This window comes from Comamonas sp. DB36 (genome assembly GCF_057914905.1).
The window spans coordinates 1,349,968-1,376,296 of record NZ_CP196631.1; the positions used below are offsets into that span (position 1 = coordinate 1,349,968).

General features: G+C 68.7%; 27 protein-coding genes. 15 read left to right on the top strand and 12 right to left on the bottom strand.

Translation table 11 applies throughout. From position 1 onward, the window contains the following. Positions 1-36 precede the first annotated feature (36 nt). From ACSVDO_RS06495 to ACSVDO_RS06505, 3 genes are read left to right on the top strand one after another with little or no spacing between them, the layout of a single operon-like run. Positions 37-1,311 carry an LLM class flavin-dependent oxidoreductase gene (locus ACSVDO_RS06495; protein WP_489595456.1) on the top strand — a complete coding sequence of 425 codons (1,275 nt, stop codon included), beginning with the start codon at positions 37-39 and terminating at the stop codon, positions 1,309-1,311. A gap of 19 nt (positions 1,312-1,330) precedes the next feature. Beyond that, complete coding sequence (ssuE, locus tag ACSVDO_RS06500) at positions 1,331-1,921, top strand: NADPH-dependent FMN reductase (protein WP_332535291.1); 591 nt, start codon at positions 1,331-1,333, stop codon at positions 1,919-1,921. Positions 1,922-1,969: 48 nt separating this feature from the next. Continuing rightward, entirely contained in the window at positions 1,970-2,185 is a 216-nt protein-coding gene (locus tag ACSVDO_RS06505) for a TOBE domain-containing protein (RefSeq protein WP_159913649.1), read from the top strand. Between the two features lie 207 nt (positions 2,186-2,392). On the opposite strand, the gene ACSVDO_RS06510 is transcribed toward ACSVDO_RS06505, so the two are convergent. Continuing rightward, a complete protein-coding gene (locus ACSVDO_RS06510; protein WP_489595458.1) occupies positions 2,393-3,994 on the bottom strand; it encodes a rhodanese homology domain-containing protein in 1,602 nt (533 codons plus the stop codon). A 28-nt stretch (positions 3,995-4,022) separates the two neighbouring features. Beyond that, entirely contained in the window at positions 4,023-4,598 is a 576-nt protein-coding gene (locus ACSVDO_RS06515; protein ID WP_489595460.1) for a cysteine dioxygenase family protein, read from the bottom strand. Positions 4,599-4,754: 156 nt separating this feature from the next. Here ACSVDO_RS06515 and ACSVDO_RS06520 point away from each other — a divergent pair, with 156 nt between their 5' ends. From ACSVDO_RS06520 to ACSVDO_RS06545, 6 genes are all read left to right on the top strand, one after another. Next, positions 4,755-5,783: an ABC transporter substrate-binding protein gene (locus ACSVDO_RS06520; protein WP_489595461.1), complete on the top strand. Its 1,029-nt coding sequence runs from the start codon at positions 4,755-4,757 to the stop codon at positions 5,781-5,783. A 34-nt stretch (positions 5,784-5,817) separates the two neighbouring features. Beyond that, on the top strand, positions 5,818-6,939 hold the full coding sequence (locus ACSVDO_RS06525) for an ABC transporter permease (RefSeq protein ID WP_489595463.1): 1,122 nt from the start codon (positions 5,818-5,820) through the stop codon (positions 6,937-6,939). Next, complete coding sequence (locus ACSVDO_RS06530) at positions 6,933-7,772, top strand: ABC transporter ATP-binding protein (protein WP_489595465.1); 840 nt, start codon at positions 6,933-6,935, stop codon at positions 7,770-7,772. Before ACSVDO_RS06525 ends, ACSVDO_RS06530 begins: the two co-directional genes overlap by 7 nt. A 3-nt stretch (positions 7,773-7,775) precedes the next feature. Further along, on the top strand, positions 7,776-8,957 hold the full coding sequence (locus ACSVDO_RS06535) for a c-type cytochrome (RefSeq protein ID WP_489595467.1): 1,182 nt from the start codon (positions 7,776-7,778) through the stop codon (positions 8,955-8,957). A 124-nt stretch (positions 8,958-9,081) separates the two neighbouring features. Next, positions 9,082-10,182: an LLM class flavin-dependent oxidoreductase gene (locus ACSVDO_RS06540; protein WP_489595468.1), complete on the top strand. Its 1,101-nt coding sequence runs from the start codon at positions 9,082-9,084 to the stop codon at positions 10,180-10,182. Positions 10,183-10,184: 2 nt separating this feature from the next. Next, the gene (locus tag ACSVDO_RS06545) at positions 10,185-11,339 is read left to right on the top strand and encodes an acyl-CoA dehydrogenase family protein (RefSeq protein WP_489595470.1); all 1,155 of its coding nucleotides are present in this window, start codon (positions 10,185-10,187) and stop codon (positions 11,337-11,339) included. A 47-nt stretch (positions 11,340-11,386) separates the two neighbouring features. Here the strand turns inward: ACSVDO_RS06545 and ACSVDO_RS06550 are convergent, their stop codons facing one another. The 5 genes from ACSVDO_RS06550 to ACSVDO_RS06570 are packed head-to-tail and all read right to left on the bottom strand — an operon-like array spanning position 11,387 to position 15,912. Beyond that, complete coding sequence (locus ACSVDO_RS06550) at positions 11,387-12,160, bottom strand: ABC transporter permease (protein ID WP_489595472.1); 774 nt, start codon at positions 12,158-12,160, stop codon at positions 11,387-11,389. Further along, positions 12,157-13,398: an ABC transporter substrate-binding protein gene (locus ACSVDO_RS06555; RefSeq protein WP_332547718.1), complete on the bottom strand. Its 1,242-nt coding sequence runs from the start codon at positions 13,396-13,398 to the stop codon at positions 12,157-12,159. The genes ACSVDO_RS06550 and ACSVDO_RS06555 overlap by 4 nt, the downstream gene beginning before the upstream one ends. 41 nt (positions 13,399-13,439) lie before the next feature. Then, the gene (locus ACSVDO_RS06560; RefSeq protein ID WP_489595474.1) at positions 13,440-14,249 is read right to left on the bottom strand and encodes an ABC transporter ATP-binding protein; all 810 of its coding nucleotides are present in this window, start codon (positions 14,247-14,249) and stop codon (positions 13,440-13,442) included. Beyond that, complete coding sequence (locus ACSVDO_RS06565) at positions 14,246-15,355, bottom strand: acyl-CoA dehydrogenase (RefSeq protein WP_489595476.1); 1,110 nt, start codon at positions 15,353-15,355, stop codon at positions 14,246-14,248. Before ACSVDO_RS06565 ends, ACSVDO_RS06560 begins: the two co-directional genes overlap by 4 nt. Further along, on the bottom strand, positions 15,352-15,912 hold the full coding sequence (locus ACSVDO_RS06570) for a carboxymuconolactone decarboxylase family protein (protein ID WP_332535316.1): 561 nt from the start codon (positions 15,910-15,912) through the stop codon (positions 15,352-15,354). Before ACSVDO_RS06570 ends, ACSVDO_RS06565 begins: the two co-directional genes overlap by 4 nt. Before the next feature lie 208 nt (positions 15,913-16,120). Between ACSVDO_RS06570 and ACSVDO_RS06575 the strand changes: the two genes are divergently transcribed. After that, complete coding sequence (locus tag ACSVDO_RS06575) at positions 16,121-17,035, top strand: EamA family transporter (protein WP_332535319.1); 915 nt, start codon at positions 16,121-16,123, stop codon at positions 17,033-17,035. Between the two features lie 119 nt (positions 17,036-17,154). On the opposite strand, the gene ACSVDO_RS06580 is transcribed toward ACSVDO_RS06575, so the two are convergent. After that, positions 17,155-17,817: a helix-turn-helix transcriptional regulator gene (locus ACSVDO_RS06580; RefSeq protein ID WP_332547719.1), complete on the bottom strand. Its 663-nt coding sequence runs from the start codon at positions 17,815-17,817 to the stop codon at positions 17,155-17,157. Positions 17,818-17,889: 72 nt separating this feature from the next. Here ACSVDO_RS06580 and ACSVDO_RS06585 point away from each other — a divergent pair, with 72 nt between their 5' ends. Further along, positions 17,890-19,338: an MFS transporter gene (locus tag ACSVDO_RS06585; RefSeq protein WP_489595479.1), complete on the top strand. Its 1,449-nt coding sequence runs from the start codon at positions 17,890-17,892 to the stop codon at positions 19,336-19,338. Then, positions 19,331-19,648 carry a hypothetical protein gene (locus ACSVDO_RS06590; RefSeq protein ID WP_332535323.1) on the top strand — a complete coding sequence of 106 codons (318 nt, stop codon included), beginning with the start codon at positions 19,331-19,333 and terminating at the stop codon, positions 19,646-19,648. Before ACSVDO_RS06585 ends, ACSVDO_RS06590 begins: the two co-directional genes overlap by 8 nt. Before the next feature lie 149 nt (positions 19,649-19,797). On the opposite strand, the gene ACSVDO_RS06595 is transcribed toward ACSVDO_RS06590, so the two are convergent. From ACSVDO_RS06595 to ACSVDO_RS06610, 4 genes are all read right to left on the bottom strand, one after another. Beyond that, positions 19,798-20,871: a metallophosphoesterase gene (locus tag ACSVDO_RS06595; RefSeq protein ID WP_489595480.1), complete on the bottom strand. Its 1,074-nt coding sequence runs from the start codon at positions 20,869-20,871 to the stop codon at positions 19,798-19,800. 13 nt (positions 20,872-20,884) lie between these two features. After that, entirely contained in the window at positions 20,885-21,385 is a 501-nt protein-coding gene (locus tag ACSVDO_RS06600; RefSeq protein WP_489595482.1) for a dihydrofolate reductase, read from the bottom strand. Positions 21,386-21,475: 90 nt separating this feature from the next. Beyond that, the gene (locus ACSVDO_RS06605; protein ID WP_489596346.1) at positions 21,476-22,405 is read right to left on the bottom strand and encodes an alpha-ketoacid dehydrogenase subunit beta; all 930 of its coding nucleotides are present in this window, start codon (positions 22,403-22,405) and stop codon (positions 21,476-21,478) included. Positions 22,406-22,515: 110 nt separating this feature from the next. After that, positions 22,516-23,526: a thiamine pyrophosphate-dependent dehydrogenase E1 component subunit alpha gene (locus tag ACSVDO_RS06610; RefSeq protein WP_489595484.1), complete on the bottom strand. Its 1,011-nt coding sequence runs from the start codon at positions 23,524-23,526 to the stop codon at positions 22,516-22,518. 299 nt (positions 23,527-23,825) lie between these two features. Here ACSVDO_RS06610 and ACSVDO_RS06615 point away from each other — a divergent pair, with 299 nt between their 5' ends. The 3 genes from ACSVDO_RS06615 to ACSVDO_RS06625 all read left to right on the top strand — a co-directional run bounded on the left by ACSVDO_RS06615 (position 23,826) and on the right by ACSVDO_RS06625 (position 26,281). Next, on the top strand, positions 23,826-24,800 hold the full coding sequence (locus tag ACSVDO_RS06615; protein ID WP_489595486.1) for a GLUG motif-containing protein: 975 nt from the start codon (positions 23,826-23,828) through the stop codon (positions 24,798-24,800). A gap of 95 nt (positions 24,801-24,895) precedes the next feature. After that, the gene (locus ACSVDO_RS06620; RefSeq protein ID WP_489595488.1) at positions 24,896-25,732 is read left to right on the top strand and encodes a hypothetical protein; all 837 of its coding nucleotides are present in this window, start codon (positions 24,896-24,898) and stop codon (positions 25,730-25,732) included. Between the two features lie 198 nt (positions 25,733-25,930). Beyond that, positions 25,931-26,281, top strand: coding sequence for a cobalt-zinc-cadmium resistance protein (locus ACSVDO_RS06625; protein ID WP_332535334.1), 351 nt, complete (start codon positions 25,931-25,933; stop codon positions 26,279-26,281). The last annotated feature ends 48 nt before the right edge of the window (positions 26,282-26,329 follow it).

The window sequence follows — 26,329 nt, forward strand, 5'->3', positions numbered from 1 at the left end:
CGCATCGGCGATGGAAATCCAACAAGGTTGAAGTTCATGCATCTGGGATTGTTTTTGCTGGCCGCGGGCCACCACGCAGGCGGCTGGCGCTTTCCCGGCGCCGAGTCGGGCACCGAGAACTTCGATCTGATCGCGCGCATTGCCAGGGAGGCCGAGGCCGCGAAGTTCGACATGGTGTTCTTTGGCGACCGGCTGGTCACGACCAAGGATTCGCACCCCTCGATGATCACCCGCCCCGACCCCATGGTGGTGCTGGCGATGCTTGCCGTGCAGACGCACAAAATCGGGCTCGCGGCCACGGCCTCGACGACCTACAGCGACCCGTTCACGCTGGCGCGCTCGCTGGCATCCGTCGATCTGCTGAGCCAGGGCCGCGCGGCCTGGAACATCGTCACCACGGTGCAGGATGGCTCGGGCAACTTCAGCCGTTCGCTGCACCCCGAGTCGCAGGAACGCTATGCGATTGCCGAGGAATTCGTGCAGGTGGTGCAAGGCCTGTGGCGCTCGTGGGAGGCCGACCCCTATGTGCGCGACAAGGCGCGCGGCATCTACATGGACACCGACAAGCTGCATGCGCTCGAGCATGTCGGCAAGTACTTCCAGGTCAAGGGGCCGCTCAATGTGACGCGCAGCCCCCAGGGCGAGCCGGTGCTGATACAGGCGGGCTCCTCGGGCGCGGGCCAGCAGCTGGGCGCGCGCCATGCCGAAGTGATCTTCACGGCCCAGCAGGACCTGCAGGCGGCCCAGGAGTTCTATCGCGCGCTCAAGCAGCAGGTGGCGGCCGCGGGGCGTGATCCGGCCAAGGTCAAGGTCATGCCGGGGCTGATGCCCATCGTCGGCCGGACCGCGGCCGAAGCGCGCGAAAAGCTCGCCCAGCTGCAGGAATTCACCGACCAGAGCAAGGCCCACTACATGCTGTCCGCCGAACTCGATCTCGATCTCACGGGCCATGACCTCGACGCGCCCGTGCCCGATCTGCCCGCGGACGATGCGAGCTTCAGCCGGCGCAAGCTGCTACTGAAGATCGCGCGCGAACAGCAGCTGACGCTGCGCCAGCTCTACCACCACATTGCCAGCAGCCGCGGCCACCAGGTGGTCGCGGGCACGGCGCAGGAAATTGCCGATCACATGCTGCACTGGGTCGATGCCGGCGCGGCCGACGGCTTCAACATCATGCCCGCCTATTTTCCCGGCGGCTTCGAGGAGTTCACGCGCGCCGTGGTGCCGCTGCTCCAGGAGCGCGGGCGCTTTCGCCGCGAGTACGCGGGCAGCACGCTGCGCGCCCATCTGGGCCTGACCGATCCCGTTTGACTCTGAACCAAGGAACCCCATGTCCGTCTTGTTGATTGCCGGCAGTCCGTCGCACACCTCCCGCTCCGCGGCCCTGCTCGAGTCCGTGGGCAAGCGGCTTGCCAAGCACCAGATCGAGGTGACGCAGCTGCAGATCCGCGACCTCGATGCCCAGGCGCTGGTGCACGCCGATTTCGCCCATCCGTCCATCGTGCGCGCCGTGCAGCAGGTGGCCGACGCCAAGGTGGTGGTGATTGCCACGCCGGTGTACAAGGCGGCCTACAGCGGCGTGCTCAAGCTATTCCTCGATCTGCTGCCCCAGACCGGGCTCAAGGGCAAGACCGTGCTGCCGCTGGCCACGGGCGGCAGTCCGCACCACATGCTGGCGCTGGACTATGCGCTGCGGCCCGTGCTGCAGGCGCTGGCCGCCAAGCAGATCCTTCCCGGCATCTATGCCACCGACGCCCAGGTGTTCGTGCTGCCCGAAGGCGCCAGCACGCTGGGCACCGATCTCGCGGTGCGCGTCGACGAGGCCGTGCATGTGCTGGTCTCCGAAGTGCTGCGGCCCAGGGCGCATGCCGACGCATCGTTTGCACCCGTGCATTTTTCCCAGGTGCGCTGCAGCGTCTGAGCGCGCCATCCATCCCTTTTCTTTCAACGGATTTTCCAGGAGCCTTTCATGACCATTCAAGCCATCAACGTTCGCAACCAGTTCAAGGGCAAAGTACGCGAGATCATCCGCGGCGACGTGGTCTCCGAAGTCGATGTCGAGACACCCTGGGGTGTCGTGACTTCCGTCATCACCACGCGTTCGGTCAACGACCTGGGGCTGGAAATCGGCTCCGAAGTCGTGGCGCTGGTGAAGTCCACCGAAGTCTCCATCGCCAAGCTTTGAGGGGGGCGCGCAGCGGCGTTCCGAGCACCGGCATTTGCCCTGCGCGCGCAGCCACGGCGAGCAACAGCGGGGTTTGAAATCCCGTTCGTCCTGAGCGAGGTTTGAAATCCCGTTCGTCCTGAGCCTGTCGAAGGATGAACGGCCCGCCCTGCAAAAAGAAAAACGCAGTGTCCTCCCGGGCACTGCGTTTTTTCCATGGGGGCTCGATCAGATGGTGGTGAAGCCGTGCGTGCCGTCGTTCTTCAGCTGCTGGACCAGGCCGAACTCCCAATCGAGATAGGCCTGCATTGCGCTGCGCGGCGCCTGCGTGCCTTCGTAGGGGCGGCGGTAGCGGTCGGTGCGCGGCGAGGCCAGGCGGGTCTCGCCGGTTTCCAGCGGCAGGCCTTGCGCAATCCAGGCCTGGGTGCCGCCCGTCAGGGCATATACCGGCGCCCCGGTGGCCTGGGCCAGCGCGTGCACCGCGTAGCGCGCCAGCAGGCTGGAGCCGCAGGTCACGACATAGCGCTCGGCCTTGGGAATGTTTGCCAGCGCCTGCGTGAGCTGCGAGCGCAGCGCGAACCAGGCGCCGGGAATGTGGCGCTGCACGTAGTTGGCGCTGCTGGTGAAGTCGAGCACGGCGGTGCGCGGGCCGTTGCCGTCCTCGGCCAGCCATTGCGCCAGCGTGTGCACCGAGACATCCTCCACGGCGCTGGCATGCGGCGGGTAGGGGGTGGCGGGCTGGCCGGTTTCGTTCCAGTCGGCCGCGCCTGCGCCATCGAGCACCCAGGTTTCCCAGCCCATCTGCGCCAGCCACGAGGCGCTCATGTTGGCGCGCACGCCATCATCGTCGACCAGCACGATGCGCGCGCCGCGCACCGGCGCCGCGTGATCGGTTTCCTGCACCAGCTGGCCGCCGGGGTAGTGGCGAAAGCCCTGCAGATGGCCGGCCGCGTATTCGCCCGCGCTGCGCACGTCAAAGCGGTAGGTGGTGCGCGCGGCCTCGCCGGCAAACTGCGCCAGGTCGGCCGGGGTGGCGCGGCGCACGCCGGCGCGATCGGCGACGGCGCGCGCGCGTTCGGCGGCCTGGCGGCGTTCGGCTTCGGCGACGGCCGGCGCCTGGCGGTCGGCGCCATGGTCGAGCTGCTGGTCGGCAAGCAGCCAGCCAATCGTGCCGTTGCGCAGCGCCGTGATGCGGTTGGGCAGGCCGGCATTGATCAGCGACTGCGTGCCTATCAGGCTGCGCGTGCGGCCCGCGCAGTTGACGACGATATGCGTTGCGGGATCGGGCGCCAGCGTGCTGGCGCGCAGCACCAGTTCGGCGCCGGGAACGCTCACGCCGCCGGGAATGCTCATGGTCTGGTATTCGTCGAAACGGCGCGCGTCAAGCACCACCACATTGGCCTGGCTGTCGAGCAGGGCCTTGACTTCCTCGGCCGCCAGCGAGGGCGTGTGGCGTTCGGCTTCCAGCCATTCGCCAAACGCCTTGCTGGGCACGTTGACGTCGATGAACAGTTCGTAGCCCGCATCCTTCCAGCCCGCGAGGCCGCCGGCCAGCAGATGCACCTGGGTATAGCCCAGCGCCTGCAGGCTGCGCGCCGCGCCTTCGGTCAGGCCTTCGCCGTTGTCGTAGATGGCAATGCGCGTGTCGCGCCGCGGCAGGCGCTGCCAGGCGTCGATCTCGATCTTGCCCGCGGGCAGATTGGCGGCCCACAGCGGGTGGCCTTCGGCAAACGGTGCTTCCTCGCGCAGGTCGAGCAGCGCGATTTCCTCGCCGGCCAGCAGGGCCTGGCGTATGTCCTGGGGAGTCAGTTGGGGCAGGGGGAGGCTCATGTCGTATGGAGAGAAGAAGGGTGGAAATTCAGTGGGTGACGTTGGCATAGCCCGAGACAAAGGGCTTGACGCCGCCGTCCTCGGTGAACACATGGCGCTGCACCTTGCCGATGTCGGCGCCGTAGACATGGATGCTGATCGAGACCTGGTCGGCCAGCAGGTTGCGTACGCGGTGCACATCGCCAACCGACGGCGAGACGGCCTGCACCTCGCCCGGGTGCAGGGCCTGGGGCGGGCCATCAGGCCGCCAGCGGCCCTCGGCGTCGCGCGCGAAATGCTGGCCTTCCTCGGCGCCGCGCAGCATGCCTATCAGGCCCCAGACCGTGTGGTCGTGTATGGGCGTGCCCTGGCCCGGGCCCCAGACAAAACTGACCACGGAAAAGCGGCCGGCGGGGTCGGCGTGCAGCAGGAACTGCTGGTAGTGCGCGGGATGGGGCTGGGCCAGGGCCTGGGGCAGCCAGTCGTCGTGCGCGACCAGCGCCTGCAACAGCGGCGTGGCGCCGGCAAGCAAGGCGGCTTCGTCGGCGCTGCGCGCAATGGTGTCCGACAGCTGCGCAATGAATTGCTGCAGGCGCGGCGCGGGCGTGGAGGTTTCATTTGGCATGCATGGATTACAGCCTGGGCGCGCGTTGGCGTAAACGGTAATTTCCGCATATGGTTTTGCGTTTTTGTTCGTTCCCGCGGTGCGCTGCATTGACTCCAATAGCGGCTCATCTGGTCATGCGGCCAGCAACGGATCGCCACGAAAGGAAAGCACGGCATGGACAGCGTACAGAACCGGGACGGGGGGGAGAAGAAGGCATGGTCGCGCCGCGATGTGCTGCGCGCCGCGGGCGCGGCCTCGCTGGCGGGTGGGGCGGGCCTGGTCGCGCAACGCGCCACGGCGGCCGGGCCGCTGCGCCCCATCAAGCTGGCCTGGAACGCCAACGCGATCTGCCTGTCGGCCGCGCCGGTGGCCATTGAGCGCGGCATCTTTGAAAAGCACGGCCTCAAGGTGGAGCTGGTCAACTTCGCGGGCGCCACCGATCAGCTGCTGGAAATCATCGCCACCTCCAAGGCCGATGCCGGCCTGGGAATGATCCACCGCTGGATCAAGCCGCTGGAATCGGGCTTCGACGTGAAGCTGGTCGGCAGCTCGCATGGCGGCTGCTCGCGCCTGGTGGGCTATGCGCCCGCGGGCGTCAAGGAACTCAAGCACCTCAAGGGCAAGACAATTGCGGTCTCCGATCTCAATTCGCCGGGCAAGAACTTCTTCTCGGTGCTGCTGACCAAGGCCGGCATAGACCCGGAGCGCGACGTGAACTGGCGCCAGTTTCCCGGCGACATGCTGGGCCTGGCCGTGGAAAAGGGCGAGGCCCAGGCGATTGCCGATGGCGACCCGAACCTGCTGCTGGTGCAGCGGCGCACCCAGGGCCTGGTCGATCTGGCCACCAACCTGTCGGGCGAGTACGCGGCCAAGACCTGCTGCGTGCTGGGCGTGAGCGGCGCGCTGGTGCGCAATGACCGCCCGGCCGCGGCCGCGCTCACGCGCGCCATTGTCGAAGCCTCGGATTTCATCTCGGACAACCCGGCTGAAACCGCGCGCATCTTCAGCCCCTACTCCAAGGTGCCCGAAAGCGATCTGCGCGCCGTGCTGGGCACGCTCACGCACCGCAGCCACCCCGTGGGCAAGTCGCTGCGCGACGAGATCGAGTTCTATGCGCGCGACTTCAAGCTGGTCAAGGTGCTCAAGCCCGGCACCGATCCGGTGCGCTTTGCCGCCCATGTCTACGCCGACGTGCTGTCCTGAAACCCGCGCCTGAGCCATCTCCTGGAGAACAGCAATGAGTACCCTTGCCGAACATATCCTGCCTGGCAGAGAAGGGCGCCCGGGGCGCGGCCTGCCGGGCGACAGCCGCACGGGCACGGACCTGTCCGATCCCGTTCGCGTGACACCGTCAACGGCGGTCGCAGCTACGGCTGCCGCCGCCGCGCCCTCCGCACCCCTGTGGTGGCAAGGCGCGCTGGCCGCCGTGGCCTGGGGCCTTCTTGCGGCGCTCACGCATTTCTGGCCCAACCTGCCCGCGGGCTTCACCGAATGGGCCTATACCGCGGAATTCGCCGCGGGCGCGGCGGCCGTCGCCGCGCTGCTGCTGGCGCTGGTGCTCGCGCCCGAACGCCTGGTCCCGCTGGCGCTGCTGCGCCGCCGGCTGCGGCCCGCGGGCGCCTGGCTGGTCGCGCTGGCGCTGGGCTTTGCGGCCTGGGAAGTGCTCACCGCCAAGCTCGGCCGCCTGCCGACGCCGTTCTTCGCGCCGCCCCAGGCGCTGGTCGAGGTCTATGCCACCGATGCCGAGCGGCTGGCCGAAAGCGCGCTCAATTCGCTGCGCCTGCTGGCCATAGGCATAGGCATAGGCGCGCTCGTGGGTTTTGTCACCGGCGTGCTGATCGGCTGGTCGCGCAGCGCAAGCTACTGGATACACCCGGTGCTGCGTGTGCTGGGCCCCGTGCCCACCACGGCGCTGCTGCCCGTGAGCTTTTATTTCTTTCCGTCGAGCTGGTCCACCGCGGTGTTCCTGATCGCGCTGGGCATGGCGTTTCCGGTTGCCATCCTGACCTGGTCGGGCGTGGCCGGGGTGCACAAGAACTTCTACGACGTGGCGCGCACGCTGGGCGCCTCGCAATGGTTTCTGGTGCTGCGGGTGGCGATTCCGGCGGCGCTGCCGCAGGTGTTTGTCGGCCTGTTCATGGGCCTGGGCGCGGCGTTCTCGACGCTGGTCGTGGCCGAGATGCTGGGCGTCAAATCGGGCCTGGGCTGGTATCTGACCTGGGCCCAGGGCTGGGCCGCCTACCCGAACATGTACGCCGCGCTGATCCTGATGGCGCTGCTGTTTTCCGGCGTGATCACGCTGCTGTTTGCATTCCGCGACCGCGTGCTGTCCTGGCAGAAAGGCACCCTCAAATGGTAAGCATCGCCACCGCAACGCGCACGGCTGCGCATGGGTTCCCGGCCGCAGCCAATGTGGGCGCGGGCGCGCGCATCGAAGTCCAGGGCGTGAGCCACTGGTTTGCCCAGCGCCATGCCAAGGACGGCGCGGGCGGGCCGCTGCAGGTCATAGATGGCCTTGACCTGGACATCGCGCCGGGCGAGTTCGTCGCGCTGCTGGGCCCCAGCGGCTGCGGCAAGAGCACCTTGCTGCGCCTGGTGGCCGGCCTCGAGCCCGCGAGCGCCGGGCAGTTGCTGCAGGACGGCCAGCCGATCACCGATCCCGATCCCGCGCGCATCGTGGTGTTCCAGGACCCGACGCTGTTTCCCTGGCGCACCGTCTGGGACAACGTCGCGCTGGGACTGCAGGCGCGCGGCCTGCTCAAGGCCCAAAGCCAGCGCGTCGACGAGGCGCTGGCGCTGGTGGGCCTGCAGGCCTTTGCGCGCGCGCTGCCGCACGAGCTGTCGGGCGGCATGGCGCAGCGCGTGGCGCTGGCGCGCGCGCTGGTCAACGACCCGCGCCTGCTGGTGCTTGACGAGCCGCTGGGCAAGCTCGACTCGCTGACGCGGCTGGCCATGCAGACCGAGCTGGTGGCGCTGTGGCAGCGCAAGGGCTTCTCGGCGCTGCTGGTGACGCACGACGTCGAGGAAGCGCTGTTCATGGCGCAGCGCGTGGTGGTGTTCTCCGATCGGCCGGCGCGCATTCGCGAGGTGCTGGTCAACGACCTGCCGTATCCGCGCCACCGCGGCGATCCGCGCCTGGTCGAGCTGCGCCGCCAGGCGCTGGCGCTGCTGGGCCTTGGAGACAGCTGGTAGCGCATGATTCTGTCGACGGAGTTCGTGGGCGGGGTGCTCGAAGCGCTGTACGCCGCGCAGATCGCGCTGCGCGATGCCTGGCATGGGCTGGGCCTGTCGGCCACCGTTGCCGACCAGCCCGCCTGGCCGTTTGCCCAGCGGCTGGCGGCCGAACGGCTGCTGCTCGAGCCCGGTCACGCGCGCCGCGTGGTCATCACGCTGGCCTGCATTGCGGGCGCGCTTGCGCTGGCGTTGCTGGCGCTGCTGCTGGCCGTGCTGCGGCGGGGGCGCCGGCGCTGGATCCCGGGCCTGGCGCTGGTCGCTGGCGCATTGCTGGTGTTCGCGCCCTGGCCGAGCAGCGCATTGCTGTGGGCGCCTGCCGTGCCCACCAGCCTGCACCGCGCGCCCCAGGCGTTCTCCGCGCAAAGCATTGCCCAGGGCCAGGCGGTGTTCAGCCGGCACTGCGCGCAATGCCATGGCGCCGACGCGCGCGGCGAAGGCCCGCTGGCCAGCCAGCTGGCGCAATGGCCGCCCAATCTCGCCGGCGGCCTGCTGTGGAAACGCCTGGAAGGCGAGCTGTTCTGGCGCGTGCGCCACGGCATGCGCGACGCGCGTTCGGGCGCCCAGACCATGCCCGGCGCGAGCGCGCTGTCGGACCAGGAGATCTGGTCGTCGCTGGATTTTCTTCAGGCCCGGGCGTCGGGACAGATGCTGCGCGACATGGGCGCCTGGGAGCGTCCGGTGCGCCTGCCGGTGAGCACCTTGAACTGCCGCCATGGCGGGCGGCGCGCCAGCGACAGCCTGCGCGGCCAGCGCCTGCAGCTGGTGCTGCCCGCCGCGGGCGAGGCCGCCTTGCCGCAGGAAGATCCGCGCTGGGTCACGGTGGTGCTGGGCGCCGCAGGCAACGCGGGCGCCGCCGCCGAATGCCTGGCCGAGGACCGCGCGCTGCTGCCGGCGCTGGCCCTGGTGCTGGGCGTGACGCCGCAGCAAGCGCCGGGCCACCGGTTGTTTGTCGACCGCGACGGCTGGCTGCGCGCGCGTTCGGTGCCCGGCCAGGCGGCCTGGTCGCAGGACGACCTGATCTGCCGCAGCGAGGCAGCTCCCGCCGCCGCAGCGGACGGCCCGCCCGCCCAGGGCGTCGACGGCCTGCTGCGCCGCATGGACGCCGACCGCATGCGCCTGGTGCGCGCCGGCTACCCGCACTGAGGCCGGCCGGGGCCGTGCCACGAAAAGCGCACAAGCAAACGCGTTTTTCTTCGTTGGCTTGCGGGGGCAGGCCGCCCGATCATGGGGTTTTGCCGCCACCCGATGTCATTTAAGGAGAACCGCGATGTCCGTGCAGATCATTGGCATGATTGCCCCTCAGGAAGCGTCCGAGACCATTTCCCGCAAGGGCCCGGCCGTCGACAGCGCCTATGTGCGGGCGTTTGCCCAGGCCCATGAGCACGCGGGCTTCGACCGTATCCTGGTGCCCGCGAGCGCCACCAGCCCCGACCCGCTGCTCACCGTGGCCTATGCGGCCGCGCATACCCAGCATATCAAGTTCCTGCTCGCGCATCGCCCGGGCTTTGTCTCGCCGACTCTCGCCGCGCGCCAGTTCGCGACGCTGGATCACTACACGGGCGGGCGCGTCGCGGTGCACTACATCAGCGGCGGCTCGGACGTCGACCAGCAGCGCGACGGCGACTTCCTCGGCCACGACGAGCGCTATGCGCGCACCGACGAATACCTCACGCTGCTGCGCCGCGTCTGGACCGAGTCGCAGCCATTCGATCACCAGGGCACCTACTACCAGGCCAAGGGCGCGTTCTCCGAAGTCAAGCCGCTGCAGCAGCCCTATGTGCCCATCTTCTTTGGCGGCGCGTCCGAGCCCGCGCTCAAGGTCGCGGGCAAGCATGCCGATGTCTATGCGCTGTGGGGCGAGTCGCTGGCGCAGTCGGCCGACCTGGTGCGCCGGGTGCGCGCCGAAGCCGCGGCGCACGGCCGCGAAGTCGAGTTCAGCATTTCCTTCCGCCCCATCATTGCGCCCACCGAAGAGCAGGCCTGGGCCAAGGCCGAGGAAATCCTGGCTGCCACGCGCAGCAAGCAGGTGCCGATTGCCCATGCGCGCGGCGCCGGCCCGCAGCAAAGCGAAGGCGCGCGCCGGCTGCTGGCCGACGCCGCCAAGGGCGACCGTGTCGACGAACGCCTGTGGACCGCGGTGGCGCGCGAGACCGGCGGCCGCAGCAACTCCACCTCGCTGGTCGGCACGCCCGAACAAGTGGCCGAGGCGCTGCTCAAGTACTACGACCTGGGCATCACCACGTTTTTGCTGCGGGGCTTCGATCCGCTGGTCGATGCCATCGAATACGGCCGCGAACTGATTCCGCTGATACGCGAGAAAGTCGCCCAGCGCGAATCCCTGCGCACGCCGCAACGCAAGGCGGCCTGAACATGAAGCTGGAGATGACCTGGGCGGATACGGCGCGCACGCTGGCTGCGGACTTCGGCCAGCGCGCGGTGGCGCATGACCGCGACGGCAGCTTTCCCCATGCCAATTTCGCCGACCTGCAACAGGCGGGCTTTCTGGCGCTGGCCGCGCCCAGGGCGCTGGGCGGCCAGCAGGCATCGGTGGCCGAGCTCGGCGAAGTGATTGGCGCCATAGGCTACGGCTGCCCGGCGACCGCGCTGGTGCTGAGCATGCAATATCTGCAGCAGCGCGGCATGGCGCGCGCCGGCTCGCCCTGGCCCGAGCCGTTGGCGCGGCAACTGGTGCGCGAAGCCGTGCAAGGCGTGTCGCTGGCCAACTCGCTGCGCGTGGAGCCCGAGCTGGGCACGCCCGCGCGCGGCGGCCTGCCGGCGACGGTGGCGCGGCGCACGCCCGACGGCTGGCGCCTGAGCGGGCGCAAGATCTACTCGACGGGCGCGCCCATCCTGCGCTGGTACGCGGTCTGGGCACGCACTGACGATGCCGAACCGCAGGTCGGTACCTTCCTGGTGCGCGCGGCCAGCCCGGGCGTGCGCATCGAGCAGAGCTGGGACCATCTGGGCCTGCGCGCCAGCGGCAGCCATGATGTGGTGTTTGACGACGTGCCCACTCCGCTGGACCATGGCATGGGCATCGCGCCCCCGGGCGCGCAGTCGCGCGACACCAACATGCAGGCCGAGATGACGGTGCTGCTGGGCGCGCTCTACACCGGCGTGGCGCGGGCCGCGCGCGACTGGCTGCTGGGCTTTCTGCGCGAACGCACTCCCGCAAGCCTGGGCGCGCCGCTGGCTACGCTGCCACGCGTGCAGGAGGCCGTGGGCCGCATCGAGGCGCTGCTGCTGTCCAATCAGCGGCTGATCGCCAGCCTGGCGCGCGAGCTGGACGCGGGCGCGCAGGTGGCGCTGGCCGACAGCGGCCTGATCAAGACGCTGGTGATGCGCCAGGCCGTGGAAACGGTGCAGGAAGCGCTGGCGCTGACCAGCAACCACGGGCTGTCGCGGCGCAATCCGCTGGAGCGCCATCTGCGCGATGTGCTGTGCGGGCGCATCCATACGCCGCAGGAAGACAGCGCGCTGGTGCTGGCGGGGCGGGCGGCGCTGGAGCAGGGACAGCGGGGCTGAGGGCCAGGCGGGGACTGTCAGTCCACGCCTGGCGGGATCTGTCTCTGCTAGCGATTCCTGTTGACCCACTTGCCCGTCGCCGCGCGCGCCGCGACATCCAGCATGAAGCCCAGGCAGCCCACGACCACGATGCCGGCCATGAGCTCGTCATACGCGAGCCGGTCGCGCGTATCGAGAATGAAGTAGCCCATGCCGGCCGACACGCCCAGCATTTCGGCCGGCACCAGCACGATCCAGGCAATGCCCAGCGCCAGCCTGAAACCCGTGAGCACATGGGTGAGGATTCCGGGCAGCACGATGTGCAGCACGATTTCGCCGCGCGTTGCCGACAGGCTGTGCGCCAGCTGCAGCCAGCTCTTGTCGAGCGCCGCGACGCCGGCCGCGGTGTTGAGCATGATGGGCCAGACCGCGGCAAAGGTCAGCAGGAACACCACGGGCGCCTCGCCCACTCCCAGCGCCATCACGGCCAGCGGCATCCACGACAGCGGCGAGACCATGCGCAGGAACTGGAACAGCGTTCCCGTGAGCTTGGCAAACAGCGGCGACAGCCCTATCCAGATGCCCAGCGGCACGGCAATCAGCAGCGCCAGCAGCAGCGACAGCCCTATGCGCTGCAGGCTCAGCGCAATGTGTTCCCACAGATCGCCCGCCGCCAGCAGCCGGCCCAGCGCGGCAAAGCCCGCCGTGGGCGCAAACGCGTTGCGTATGGCGTCGACGTCCGACAGCTGGCGCGCGCCCAGCGACCACAATCCCACGGCCAGCGCCAGGCCGACGATGGGCCAGACCACACGGTCCACGGTCCGCTTGATGCCCTTGCTCATGCCGCGATGATTTCCTTGCGCGTGAAGCTCTCGGCATGGCCGAAGGCCTTGAGGCCGCCTACCTGCTTGAGAGCGGCCTTGACGAAGCGGTCATCGACCAGGTCCCTGGCGACGAACTTGGGATCGAGCTTTTCCAGGAACGCGGCGTTGCCTTCGACATGCGTGACCTGCAGCGCCTTGACGAGTTCCTCGGTGTACGACGGATAGGGGTAGGGCTGGAAGTCGATGCGCCGCTGGTTCCACTGCGGGTGCTTGATCACGCCTTCGCGCGTGTACTGCGCCATCTCGGTCGCGGCCAGCACCTTGGTCAGCACCGGCAGGCCGTGCGGCGTGTACTTGCCCTCGCCGCTGCTGGCCAGCAGCTTGGCGGTCTCGAGCTGGTTGTCGCGCGTCCACAGCTGGGCCTTGACCATGGCGTTGGTGACCTTCTGCGCCCATTCGGGGCGCTCGGTGATGTCGCGCTCGGCCAGCGTCAGCAGGCAGCACGCATGGTTCTGCCAGACATCGCCGACAAAGCGCAGCACCTTGCCCACGCCCGCGACTTCGGCCGCGGCGACAAACGGCTCGGCGACGATATAGCCCGAGACCGCCTTGGCGGCCAGCGCCGAGACCATTTCGGCCGGGGGCATCACCACCAGGTTGACTTCATCGGCCGCCAGCGCGCCGCTGCGCGCGCGGCTCACGGCCTTGAGGCCGTTGGCGCGCAGCAGCTGCTGCAGCACCACGTTGTGTATCGAGTACCAGAACGGAATCGCGACCTGGGTGCCGCCGAGATCCTTCACGGAATTGATGTGGCGCGCCACGGCCAGCGCCGAGCCGTTCATGTGGTTCCAGGCAACGACCTTGGCCGCGAACTGCGAGCCGTAGCGCACGAACATGGTGGTGGGCGACAGCAGGTGAACGACATTGACCTGGCCGGCGACAAAGGCTTCGATGATCTGCGCCCAGGTGCGGAACAGCCGCGGCTTCTCGGTGCGCAGGCCTTCGGCTTCAAACAGCTTGCGGCTGTGGGCAACCAGCAAGGGCGTGGCATCGGTGATGGGCAGATAGCCTATGCGCACCGGCACGTCGTCGCCCTTGTTGGTCTGGGCCACGGCATCGCCGGCGCGCAGCAAAGGCGCTGCCGCGGCGCCGCTGAGCGCCGTCACGCGCAGCCAGTCGCGGCGGCTGATGCCGCAGTCGCAGCTCGAGGAGGCGCAGATGTGCTGGTAGTTGGGCGCTTGATTTTGCGGATTCATGGTGCTTGCCTGGGGGAATGAAGGGGGAAAAACGGGGGAGATCAGGCCGGCAGCACGCCGTGCCGGCGTGCATGCAGTTCGGCCAGGATCTCGAGTCGCAGCGCGGTGATTTCCGCGGGATGGGCGTGGCGCGGGTGGGGCACGTCGACGCGCCATTCGCGCACGATGCAGCCGCCCTGGTCGCCGGGCAGCCGGCCCATCAGCAGGATGCGGTCGGCCACCAGGATGGCTTCGTCGATGTCGTGCGTGACGACCAGCGCCGCCGTATGCCACTGGTGGACCAGCTCGACCAGCAGCTCCTGCATTTCGCTGCGCGTGATCGCGTCCAGCGCCGAGAACGGCTCGTCGGCCAGCAGCAGCCGCGGCTCGCGCGCCAGGGCGCGCGCCAGCGCCACGCGCTGCGCCATGCCGCCCGACAGCTGGCCGGGGTGCAGCTCTTCCTTGCCGGCCAGGCCCACGGCGGCAATCGCCTGGGCGACGCGCGCGTTCAGGCGCTCGGCTTCGATGCTGGGCTGGTGCTTGAAGTCCAGGCCGAAGGCCACGTTCTTCGCGACCGTGAGCCAGGGCAGCAGGCTGGCCTGCTGGAACACGACGGCGGCGCGCGGGTGGGGCCGGGTCAGCGGCGCGCCCAGAAAATGCACGCTGCCGGCCGTGGGCGCCTGCAGTCCCGCGAGCGCGCGCAGCAGCGTCGACTTGCCGCAGCCGCTGCCGCCAAGCAGGCAGACGATTTCCTGCGGGCGTATCGCGATGTCGATGTCGCTGAAGATGCGCGGGCCCTGGCCGTAGGCGCAGGCCAGACCCCGGCCCTGCAGCGCGAATTCCGCCTCGGCGGGGGCGTCGGCGCTGCTCATGGCACGGCGCGTTCGGGCGCCGGCGTCACCGCAGCCGCCGCGGCGGCGAGCTTGCTGAGTTCTCCCTGCAATTGCGTGAGGCTGGGAGTGACCACGGGAATGAACGCGCTTTCCTGCAGGCGCCGGCCGAAGTCGGGCAGGTGATTGCGCACATAGGCGCGCCCGCCCGAGCCTTGCAGCTCCAGCTGCACGCTTTCCTGCACCACGGCCGCGAGCTGCAGGCGCACGCGGAACAGCGCCGGCGCGTCAATCACAAAACGCCCCGACTCCAGCCCCTCGCGAATGGTTTCGCGCAGGCTGTCGAGCTCGGCGTAGGCCTGGGCAATGCGCGGGCGCAGCATATCGCGCGCCGCGCCCACCTGCTCGGCGGCCTGCAGGCTGGCGCGCGCCAGGCCCAGCGACATGCCGCATTGCAGGCTCAGGAACATGGGCCGCGCGCGCTTGAGAAACGACAGGCCGTCGCGCGCCAGCACCGCTTCCTGGCCGACATGCACGGCGGCCAGATCGATCGCCGCGGTGTTGCTGCCGCGCAGTGCCAGCAGGTCCAGATCGGGGCTGCGCACCACGCCCGCGAGCCGGCTGTCTATTGCCAGCACCATGGGCGCGGGCTGCAGCGGCGTCTGCACGGCCGCGGCAACGACAAACGGCGCGCGCAGATTGGTGACCCAGGGCAGCTTGCCGCTGACGCCCAGGCCGTCATTGCCGTCGGGCTCGGCCTGCACCTGCAGGGGCTCGAGCTGGGACAGGAACTTCATGGCGTTGGACAGCCCCGAGGCGCCCGCAAGCCGCCCTTGCAGCAGGTCGGCCAGCCACAGCTCGCGCGCCGCCATGTTGTCCGTGACGCACAGGTAGTCAATGAAGGTGCGGTGGCTCCAGAGCACGAAGGCTGCGGTCACCGAATGTTCCGCGACCTGGGCGACGGCGTCGACCGCGTCAATGGCTGCGCCGCCATCGCCGCCCAGGGCCTGGGGCACGGCAATGCGGTGCATGCCCGCATGCACCAGCTGCGGCAGCACCTGCTGCGCGGCGTCGGCGTCGGCATTGAGGCCTTGGGCATGGGTCTGCAGCCAGCTTTGCAGACCGGGCGGGAGCAGGGCGCGGCTCATGCCTGGAACACGCCGGGCGAGAACGGCAGCAGTTCGGGGTTGATGTCGGGCTTGGCCAGGTTGTTGGCGAAGTTGCACAGCGTGGCCAGGCTCACGCCCAGCACCACTTCAAGCGCCTGCTGGTCGTTGTAGCCCGCGGCGCGGAATGCCGCCAGCCCGGCATCGGATGTCGCCCCGCGCGTGGCAATCACTTCCTTGGTGAAAGCCTGCACCGCATCGAGCCGGGCATCGCCCGTGGGCTGGCCGCGCTGCAGATTCAGCGCCGTGACCGCGTCGAGCTGGGCTTTCTTGGCGACAATCGCTGTGTGGCCCGAAAGGCAGAAGTCGCAGCCGTGCAAGGCCGCCGCGGTCAGCTGCACCACTTCGCGTTCGGCCAGCGTCAGCGATGCGCGCGCGTTGATGCCCGAGACCGTGAGATAGGTCTCGAGGGCCACGGGCGCATTGGCCAGCACGCCGATCAGATTGGGCAGGAAGCCGTTATTGGCCAGGGCCTTGGCGGCAAGGGGCTGGCTTTCCTGGGGAGCGGATTCCACGGTCTGCAAGGGAATACGGGACATTTCGGGACCTTTCTGCGCAGCGGCGCGAGGCGCTGGGCGGGATTTTTCACAGGAATGAAAATGGCATCCGAAGATGCCAGTGATTCCATTTTTTCACCAGTATCCCTGGAGTTCTCAGGGTTTCCTAACAATAATTCGTAATGTGCAAATCCATTGGTCGGGATTGCCGGCCCGCCGCCGCCACTCCGCATTGCCAGCAGGACGCAGCATGAGCGCCGTGAATTCTCCTTTTTCGGGCCGCGATCTGTTCGCTGCGCTGTCGGTGGTCGTGATCTGGGGGCTGAACTTTGTCGCGATGAAATGGGCGCTGGCCGATTTCACGCCGTTCCAGCTGGGCATCTGGCGCTATGTGTTTGCCGCGCTGCCGCTGGTGTTCATCGTGCGCCGCCCGGCCGTGCCCTGGCGCTGGGTCGTCGCCTACGGCCTGTGCCAGGGCGTGGGCCAGTTCGGCGTGCTGTTCATCGCGCTGCAGGTGGGCATGACGGCGGCGCTGGCGTCGGTGCTGATGCAGACCCAGCTGTTCTTCACGGCGCTGCTGGGCGTGCTGCTGCTGGGCGAACACCTGTCGCGCCCGCTCAAATGGGGATTGGTCTGGGCGGCCGTGGGTCTGGGCTGCTTTGCGATGAACTACCTGGGCGGCGCGGTCGCCGCCGGAACGACCTTGCTGGGCTTTGTGCTGAACCTGGTGTCGGCCGCGATGTGGGCCGCGTCGAACATCGTCGCGCGGCGCACGCAGCAGGTCGCGGGCAGCTACGACGCGCTGGGCTTCGTGGTCTGGAGCGCCGTGGTGCCCATCGTGCCGTTCGTGGCGCTGAGCCTGGCGTTCGATCCACCCGCGCTGCGTTGGCAATGGCTGGATGCGCCGCTGTCGAGCTGGCTGGCCGTCGCCTACCTGGGCTGGTGCGCGACCATCATGGCCTATGCGCTGTGGACCGGCCTGCTCAAGCGCCATCCCGCAAGCCGCGTCGCGCCGTTCAGCCTGGGCGTGCCGGTGATCGGCCTGGCGGCCGGCATGGGCATGCTGGGCGAGCGCATCACGCTGTGGCAATGGGCCGGGGGCGCGTGCATCGTGATGGCGCTGGTGGTGGTGTTGGTCGGCGCGCGCTGGCAGGCCAGGCGCTGAGACCGGCGCAGCTGCCTCATTTTTGGGCAATCGCCGCAAAGCCAGCGCTGGCGCCGCTTTCGGCAGTTGTTCCGGCAGTTATGCACAAGCTTGGGCACGGTCTGCAGGGATAACGCGGTTCAGCTGCTGGCGGGCACGATGCGGTAGGCGCAGCGCGTCGCGCCCGACAGCAGATGCTGCTCGCGCGTGACCTGGGCCCCTGGGCCGACGATGTCCTGGAACAGCTGCAGCTCGGAGCGGCAAAATCCCTGACAGCTGCGCGCCGCGACGCAGATCGGGCAATGGTCCTCGATCAGCATCCACTGCTTGCCGTCGGACTCCACGCGCGCCATGTAGCCTTCGGCGCTGCGTATGGCCGCGAGCTGCTCGAGCCGCTGGGCCACGGTCTTGCCGGTGCAGGTCTGCTGGTAGACAGCGCGCGCCTCGGCTTCGCGCTGGCTGATCAGCCGGTCCAGACCTTCCTCGCCGAAGATCTGCCGCACCGAGCCCAGCAACTGGGCCGTGAGTTGCGCATGGGCGTCGGGAAAGCGGCGGTTGCCGGCCTCGGTCAGCACCCAGTTCTGGCGCGGCCGGCCCACGCCCGAAGCCGCTTCCAGTCGGCCTTCTATCCAGCCCGCGGCGACGAGCTTTTGCACCTGCTGGCGCGCGGCTTCGGCGCTGGTTTCCAGCAGCTGTGCCAGCCGCGTGGTCGATGCCGAGCCCTGGGACTTGAGAAAGAACAGGATACGGTCGGCCGTGGACGCATGGGCAGAATTTTCAAAGTTTTGTCTTGCGTTATTCATGGCGCCGCCTTAATATCCAAACAGTTTCTTGGATAATAATCCAAGCCGGATACCCTGTCGAGAGCGCTGCCCATGTCTGAACCATCTTCCACGCCCACGGCCTCCTGGGCCGATCTTTTCCGCGGCCGCAACGGCCTGCTTGCGCTGGCGCTCACGGGCGGGGTCGCGCTGCACGCGATCAACGTGCACATCGTCACCACGGTGCTGCCCTCGGTGGTGCAGGACATAGGCGGCCTCGACTGGTATGCGTGGAACACGACGCTGTTTGTCGTCGCGTCCATCGTCGGCGCGGCGCTGTCGGTGCGGCTGCTCGCGGCGCTGGGGCCGCGCGGCGCCTGCATTGCGGCGCTGGCGGTGTTTTCGCTAGGCTCGGCGGCCTGCGCTTCGGCGGTCTCCATGCCCTGGATGCTCGCGGGACGCAGCGTACAGGGCCTGGGCGGCGGCATCCTCGCGGCACTGAGCTATGCCTTGATACAGGTCGTGTTCGCACCTGCGCTGTGGCCGCGCGCGGTGGCCCTGGTGTCGGGCATGTGGGGCATTGCCACGCTGTGCGGTCCGGCCGTGGGCGGACTGTTTGCCCAGGCCGGGCATTGGCGCTGGGCGTTCTGGATGCTGCTGCCCGTGGCCTTGGCCCAGGCCGTTCTCGTCGCGGTGCAGCTGCGCCCCGCAGCGGACGCGAAACCGGCAGGCGGCGCCAGGCCGCAGATTCCCGCGCTGCAGATCGTGCTGCTGGCCACTTCGGTGCTCGCGGTCGCGGCCGGCAGCCTGTCGGCGCAACTGTTCTGGCAAGGCGTGGGCGTGGCCTGCGGCCTGGCGCTGGGCGCGGCCGTGGTCGCCTTCGACCGCCAGGCGACAGTGCGGCTGCTGCCGCGCGGCGCCACCCACTGGGGCTCGGCGCTGGGCGCGGTCTATGCGAGCGTGGCGCTGCTGCTCGTGGGCACGACCACCGAGATCTACATTCCCTATTTCCTGCAGACGCTGCACGGCTACACGCCGCTGGCCGCGGGCTATCTGACGGCGGCCATGGCCGCGGGCTGGAGCGCGGGCTCGCTGCTGTCGTCGGGGCGTGAAGGCGAGAGCGCCGCGCGCCTGCTGCGCGCCGGCCCGGTGCTGGGCACGGCCAGCCTGCTGGCGCTGGCGCTGCTGGTGCCGTCGGACCTGGGCCTGGCGCCCGGCCTGCACATGCTGCTGTGCGGGCTGGCGCTGGCCGGCGCCGGCGCGGGCGTGGGCATAGGCTGGCCGCATCTGCTGGTGCGCGTGCTGACGCTGGCGCCTGCAGGCGAAGGCGGCATGGCATCGGCGGCAATCACCACGGTGCAGCTGTATGGCATGGCCATTGGCGCGGCCATCGCGGGGCTGGTGGCCAATGCGGCCGGGCTGATCACTCCGGGCGGTGCGGCCGGCGCGCAGTCGGCCGCGGTCTGGCTGTTTGCCAGCTTCGCGCTGGCGCCGCTGATGGCCGCGCTGCTGGTGCGGGGCATCAGCCGGCGCCAGACAAGCGTCAGGGCCAGCCATGCGTGAGCGCCTGGAGCAACTGCTGGCCACGGGCCGCGACAGCGCGCTGCTGCGCTTCGGGCTGGGCAATGCCTGCCTGAAAGAGGGCGATGCCGCCGCCGCGGCGCTGCACCTGGCGCAGGCCACGCAGCAGCAGGCAAGCTACTCCGCCGCGTGGAAACTGCTGGGTGTGGCGCTGAACCAGCTCGAGCGCTGGGACCAGGCCCAGGCCGCCTGGAGCAGGGGGCTTGAGGTCGCCGAGCAGCAGGGCGATGCGCAGTCGGCCAAGGAAATGGCGGTGTTTCTGCGCCGGCTGCAGCGGCGCAAATCGCAGTGAGCGCCCGCTTGGCGTTGCCTGTTATTTAGGCATGCGCCGCAAACCCAGCACTGGCGCGGCTTGCGCGAGTTGTTCGGCAAGTTATGCACAAGCTTGGGCACGGTCTGCAGGCATAACTCATGGAGCGGCGTCAAGAAGCCGCCGGCTCTTCACGCCCGGCCGCCAAACTCCTGCGTCGCCATCTCGCGGCCGTCCTCGAACATCAGCGTGCGCTCGGGCCAGCGCAGCGCCGCGAGATTGAAGCGCTCGTCGTGCGCCTCGCCCGCGCGGCGCGCGACCCAGCGCCCGCCGACCGAGTAGTCGACGCAGAACACATTGCCACGCGGCCCGTGCCAGGCCAGCGGCGCGGTCTGGCCAAACAGGTTTTCCTCCTGCTTGCCGTGCACCGGAACGCTGGGCGGATGCAACCGGCGCCAGTAGTGGCCTATCACCACCGCGGCCTCGTCGGTGTACTCGTTCCACCAGGCCATGCGTTCGACGAAGCGCCATTTGCCGCCGGCGAAGAACGGCTCGGTGCAGCGCCGCTCCAGCCCCGTGGTCAATACCTTGAGCGGGTTGAACACGGCCTTGTTGAGTTCGCTTTCGGAGTGCGCGGGCAGGAACGGCGGGCGGTAGCGCGCATCTTCGAGGCTGTGCGGCCAGCCGCGGGCCTCGGCTTCGCGGCGCGCATGCAGATCGCTGGCCTGGGCCTGGGTTTCGGCCACGCTTTCCCAATGGTCGTACTGCGTGCGCAGGCTGCCCAGCGGCATGGCGCGCACCGCGCTGATCTGCGGCTCGACCCATGCTGCGTGCACGATGCGCAGATCGGCGCGCTCCAGCGCCACCGGCAGACCGGCGGTGAAGTCGGCAATGGCCTGGCGCTCGGCGCCGCCCTCGGGCTGGGCGAACGGCGCGTATTTGGCGCTGTCGGATTCGGTGCGGCTGTCGAAGAACCAGCCCGAGCCGTCCTTGGCGTCTTCGCGCAGCAGATTGATTTCATGGTTGCCGGCCACGGCCAGCGCGCGGCCGCTGGCGACCAGTTGGCGCGCCAGCGCAAGCACTCCGGGGCTGTCGGGGCCGCGGTCGCAGAAATCACCGACGAAGACCAGCGTGCGCTGCTGCGGGTGATTGCCTTGGGCGTCGTAGCCCAGGTGCGCGAGCAAGGCCTGCAGCGCCTGGAGTTCGCCATGGATGTCGCCAACGATGTCCAGCGGCCCGGACGGCAGTGCTTGGATGAGGCTCATGCGGGAGCCCGATTCAGCGCGCGGCTGCGGCGCGCACGTAGCGCACGAAGGCATAGGGCAGGCCGGTGCGGCTCACGGCTTCGCTGCGCGCGGTCTCGACCCATTCGCTGCCCAGCGTGGGTGCGTAGGCGTCGCCTGCGAAATCCTGGGCAATCTCCGTGACTTCGACGGCATCGGCCAGCGGCAGCGCCTGGGCGTAGATCTGCGCTCCGCCCATGACCCAGACATCGGCGCTCAGCGGCGCGGCCAGGGCCAGCGCTTCATCGAGGCTGCCGGCGCGCAGCGCGCCCGGCGACTGCCAGTCGGACTGGCGCGTGACGACGATGTTGCTGCGCCCGGGCAGCGGGCGAAAGCGCTCGGGCAGCGAGTCCCAGGTCTTGCGGCCCATGATGACGGCGCTGCCGCCCGTGAGCTGCTTGAAATGGGCCAGGTCTTCGGGCAGATGCCAGGGCATGGCATTGTTGAGGCCGATGACGCCGTTGGCGGCGCGCGCGTAGATCAGTTGAACGGACATGGGCAGGGTCGCAGGCAGAAACAACCCTGCATTGTCGGGCAAACGGGCGATCCCGACTGTCGGTAGGGCGACCCTGGCAGATGCCTGGACTCAGCGCTGCAGCAGCCTGAGCGCCGCCGCCACCACCTGGTCGGCGCCTATGCGCGCCACGTTCTCCAGCGACTGCGCGTAACCCACGGGAATGCGCGGCGCGCCCAGCCGCGCAACGCGCGCCGAGGTGTGCTCGGCGACGGTGGCGGCCACCTCGCCGCCAAAGCCCGCGGCCTGTATGGACTCATGCACCACCAGCAGCCGGCCGGTGCGCCCGGCAGACTCGAGCACCGCCTGCTGGTCCCAGGGCCAGATGGTGCGCAGATCGATGACTTCGGCGCTCACGCCTTGCGCGGCCAGCCGTTCGGCGGCTTCGGTCACCGCATGCACCTGCTTGGACCACGACACCAGCGTGATGTCGCTGCCCGCGCGCACGCAGTGCGCCTTGCCCAGCGGCACATGCTGCGCCGCGCCCGGCGTGACCTGGCCTTGCAGCGACCACAGTTCCTTGTGCTCCATGAAGACCACGGGATCGCCCGAGGCCAGCGCCGAATGCAGCAGGCCGTAGTTGTCGGCGGGCGTGGCCGGCGTGACCACGACCAGGCCGGGCACATGCGCGAACCAGGCTTCGAACGACTGCGAATGCTGGGCCGCCGATGCCGTCCATATGCCTATGGGCAGGCGCGCGACCAGCGGCACCCGGCCCTGGCCGCCGAACATGAAGCGGTTCTTCGCAGCCTGGTTGACGAGTTCGTCGATAGCGCACAGCGCGAAATCGGCCACGCGCAGCTCGACCACGGGGCGCAGGCCCGCAAGCGCCATGCCCACGCCCGCGCCCATGATGGTCGACTCGGAAATCGGCGTGTCGATCACGCGCTGCGGGCCGAAGCGCTCGACCAGCGGCCGGCCGTCGGCGCCGCGGTACTGGCCGAACACGCCGCCGCGGCCCAGGTCTTCGCCCAGCGCCACGACATTGCGGTCGGCGTCCATGGCTTCGGACAGCGCCAGGGCCGCGGCCTGGGCATAGCTCAGCGTCAGCGTGGCTGCGGCCGGCGCATGCACGGCGGATTTTTGTTCGGGTGTCGATGCGACTGTGCTGCTCATGCCCAGACTCCTTGGCCGGTGGTGGCGATATCCTGATAAGCCTCTTCGGCCAGCGGAACGGGGGCGGCCTTGGCCGCGGCCACGGCGGCGGCGATCTCGGCCTGGGCCTGGGCCAGCACCTGGGCCGCGGCGTCGGCCTGGCCGCGCGCGGCTAGCAGTTCGCGCGCCCGCGTGATCGGGTCGGTCAGCAGCGCGGCCGCGACTTCGGCCGGGTCGCGGTAATGCGCGGGGTCGACCGAGACATGGCCCTTGTGGCGGTAGGTCAGCGCATGCAGCAGGCGCGGTCCGCTGCCGGCACGAATGCCGGCGATCAATTCCGCCGCGGCGGCGCTCACGGCCAGCACATCGTTGCCGTCCACCGGCGTCGCGGCAATGCCCAGCGCCTGGGCGCGCGCGCTCGCGGCCTGGGTTCCGGCGGTCATGGGCGCCGAGCGCGTGGTCGCGGAAATCTGGTTGTCCTCGCAGACAAACAGCACCGGCAGCTGATAGATCTGCGCCCAGTTGAGCGCTTCGAGAAACGGCCCGCGGTTGATCGCGCCGTCGCCGAAGAAGCACACGGCAATCGCATCCTCGCCGCGCAGCTTGAGCGCATGCGCCGCGCCCACGGCAATCGGCAGTCCGGCCGTCACCACGCCATTGGCGCCCAGCATGCCGACCGAGAAATCGGCAATGTGCATGGAGCCGCCCTTGCCCTTGTTGTAGCCCGTGGCCCGGCCAAACAGCTCACACATCATGCGCGTGCTGTCGGCGCCCTTGGCCAGCGTATGGCCGTGGCCGCGGTGGGTCGAGGTCAGCAGGTCACGCGCATGCAGATGCGCGCAGACGCCTGCGGCCACGGCCTCCTGGCCCGTGGACAGGTGCAGCGGTCCCTTGACCAGCGCCGGCTCGGCATCGGGCGCGGCGCTCTGGCCCCAGATTTGCACGCCGCCCTGGCTGGCGCGTTCGGCCGCGTCTTCAAAAGCGCGGATCCGGACCATGGTCCGGTAAAGGGAAAGCAGATCGTTCATGGAAATGGGGACCGCCGCGCGGGCGCACGGTCGCAGGCAGGAAAACGCATGAAGGAATACCGCCAGCCATCCCGCTCGAACGGCCGCTGCGCGCCGTGCGCGGGCTGCCGGCGGCCCGGATCGGGCGCCGGCATGCGACCGGATCATTGTGCGTACAGGATGCGCCATTGCGTCCTGGGAATGACACCTAGCTGCGGCGCCGCGGCCGGGACGAATGCTGCTTGCACGACTACAGGCCTGCCTTGCTCGCCTGTCGCCTACTGGACAGGCGCGTCGTGCGCGCCTGGAAGGAGCCAGTCATGCGTTTGCTGCAATCGATCAATGTCCTCCTGCCGCTGGCGCTGGCTGCAGCCCAGGCGCTTGTGGTCCCGGTCCATGCCGGCGACCCCGAAGTCAAGTTCATCCATGGCGTCGAGGAGCTGCAGGCGCTGCGGGATCAGCCCGACGCTCATTACGCGCTGGCCGGTCCGATTGACGCCAGCGCCACGGCTGGCTGGAACCATGGCGCGGGCTTTGCGCCGATCGGCCGCGATGGCACGCCCTTCACCGGCAGTTTCGACGGCCGGGGCCATGCGATCCACGGCCTGTTCATCGAGCGCCCGGGCGAAGCCAAAGTCGGGCTGTTTGGCCATGCGCGCAATGCCACCTTGCGCAATGTGCGCCTGGTGGGCGGCCAGGTGACGGGTGGCGAGAACGTCGGTGCGCTGGTCGGCCACCTCGAAGCCGCGGGCGGCGAGGCGCGCATCGACAGGGTCTGCGCCCAGGTGACCGTCACGGCATCGGGAACCGCGGGCGGCCTGGTGGGGCATAGCGAAAGTCACCGCGGCAGCAGCCTGATCTCGCGCTCCCATGCGGGCGGCGCGGTGCGTGCCGCAGGCAGCAATGTGGGCGGACTGGTGGGCCACAACGAGGCTTACGACGGCAGTGCCACCATCACGCGCGCCTATGCCAGCGGGGAAGTCGCGGGCGGGGATTATGTGGGCGGGCTGGTGGGCTACAACGACGCGCTGCGGGGCATCTCTGACATCTCGGACAGCCATGCGAGCGGTGCCGTGCGCGCGCGCGCCGAGGTTGCGGGCGGACTGGTGGGGCTGGATACCGGCGGGCGCATTGCGCACAGCTTCTATGCGACCACGGACGGGCAGGGGCGTGCGATCAATCGCTTTGCGGCTGCATCAGGGACGGGTTTGCGTCTGGAACAGCTGCTGCTGACGCCGGCGGTTGCGGTCTGGCATGGCAAGGGCTGCCAAGGTGTCTACATGACTGATCGATGAAGTGGGTAATAACCTTTGGTTTTGTTTGCGAAAATTATCAAATTGTCACTTTTTGTTAAAATAGCGGGAGGCTATTATTAAATGTGAGCTGATTGATGAAGAGTTTGAATAATCTGGTTGCTGCGACAACCTTGATCATTTGCGGTGCGGCCGCACAGGCCCAAAATGCGCCGGTTGGAACTGATTCCTTCTCGGTCGGCGGTTCGGCGCAGGCGCAGAAGACAAATCCGTCGCAAAGCGGTGCCATTCGCTATTCCGCCGGTGATTCCATCCCTCTGGGATTTGTGCCGGTAGCGCAAAAATCCCAGCCAGCCGCCGCGCAAAGCCCTGCAGCCACCCACTATTCGGCCGGCGATTCGATATTGCTGGGAGCACTGCCGGCAGCGCCCAGCAATATTGCGGCGCAAACCGCAGCGGCAAAACCAGCGACGCAATCAGACCAGGTGATCCGATATTCGGCGGGTGATTCCATACCGGTGGGTCATCCGACGGCGCAGCAGGAGCGCCTGCTGGCAAGCGTGGAGAAGCGGTCGAAAGGATATTCCGGTGCCGCCGGCATTCCCCTTGCTGGCGCGCTGGGCGACAGTGTGACCACACACATTGGCATCAGCCAGGCGGGTCTGACAGAATCCAATGGATTTATCCACACCTCGCCCGCAGGACTGGTGGGCTTGTTTGTGATCAAGGCCGGAATGGTCTATTACTTCGATAACCAAAAGCCTGAAGTGCGCAAGATGGGATTGAAGACGTCGGCCGGCGTCTGGAGTGGCGTCACCATGAACAATCTGCTGTTGATTGCCGGCTCCACCAATCCCGTGAGCCTTGTGGGCGGCGCTTTGTTTGGTGCATATATGTACTATCGCGAGGGAATTGCGCTGGACAAAGAATCCGCCGCCAAGGCCGCTCAGGGATTGCATGCGCAGACACGATGACCAAGGCACCTTCCGGTGCCTTTTTTCATGGAATTCACAGTTTGCAAATGCCGGCCGGGCTGTTGTCAGGGCCACGCGAACCGCTGGCTGCGATCAAGCTGTGTTGTCGGCGCAACGCTGAATGTCGCTCAATCGCCCTGCGCCGACAAGGCATTGGCGCATGCTATCGCAGTCGCATGTCGTTAGACTCTGACCTCAATGCGCCGCCTCGTCCTCATTTTCATGATGTGCCTTCTGCCCCTCCAATGGAGTTGGGCGGCTGCGGCCAGCGTGTGCGAGCATGAGCAGGGGGCCGCCCATTTCGGCCACCACGAGCACCGCCACGGCGATGACGCGTCCGCTGACGATGCCGGCACACCGGTCAATGAGGCACTCCAGCCACATCCCGATTGCCACAGCTGCCACGGCATCGGTGTGGCGTATTTGCCCGCGTCGGATGCTCCGCACCCGCCCTGGGCCGAGGGCTATCTGCACGCGCACCGCAGCGTTGCGTTTCCCGAGCCGCCGCTCGCCAGCCTGCTGCGTCCCCCTTCCTCTTTCGTCGCCTGACGCCGGCGCGGCGCGGCCACGTCCCTGAACCAGGGCGGGCCGTCTGCG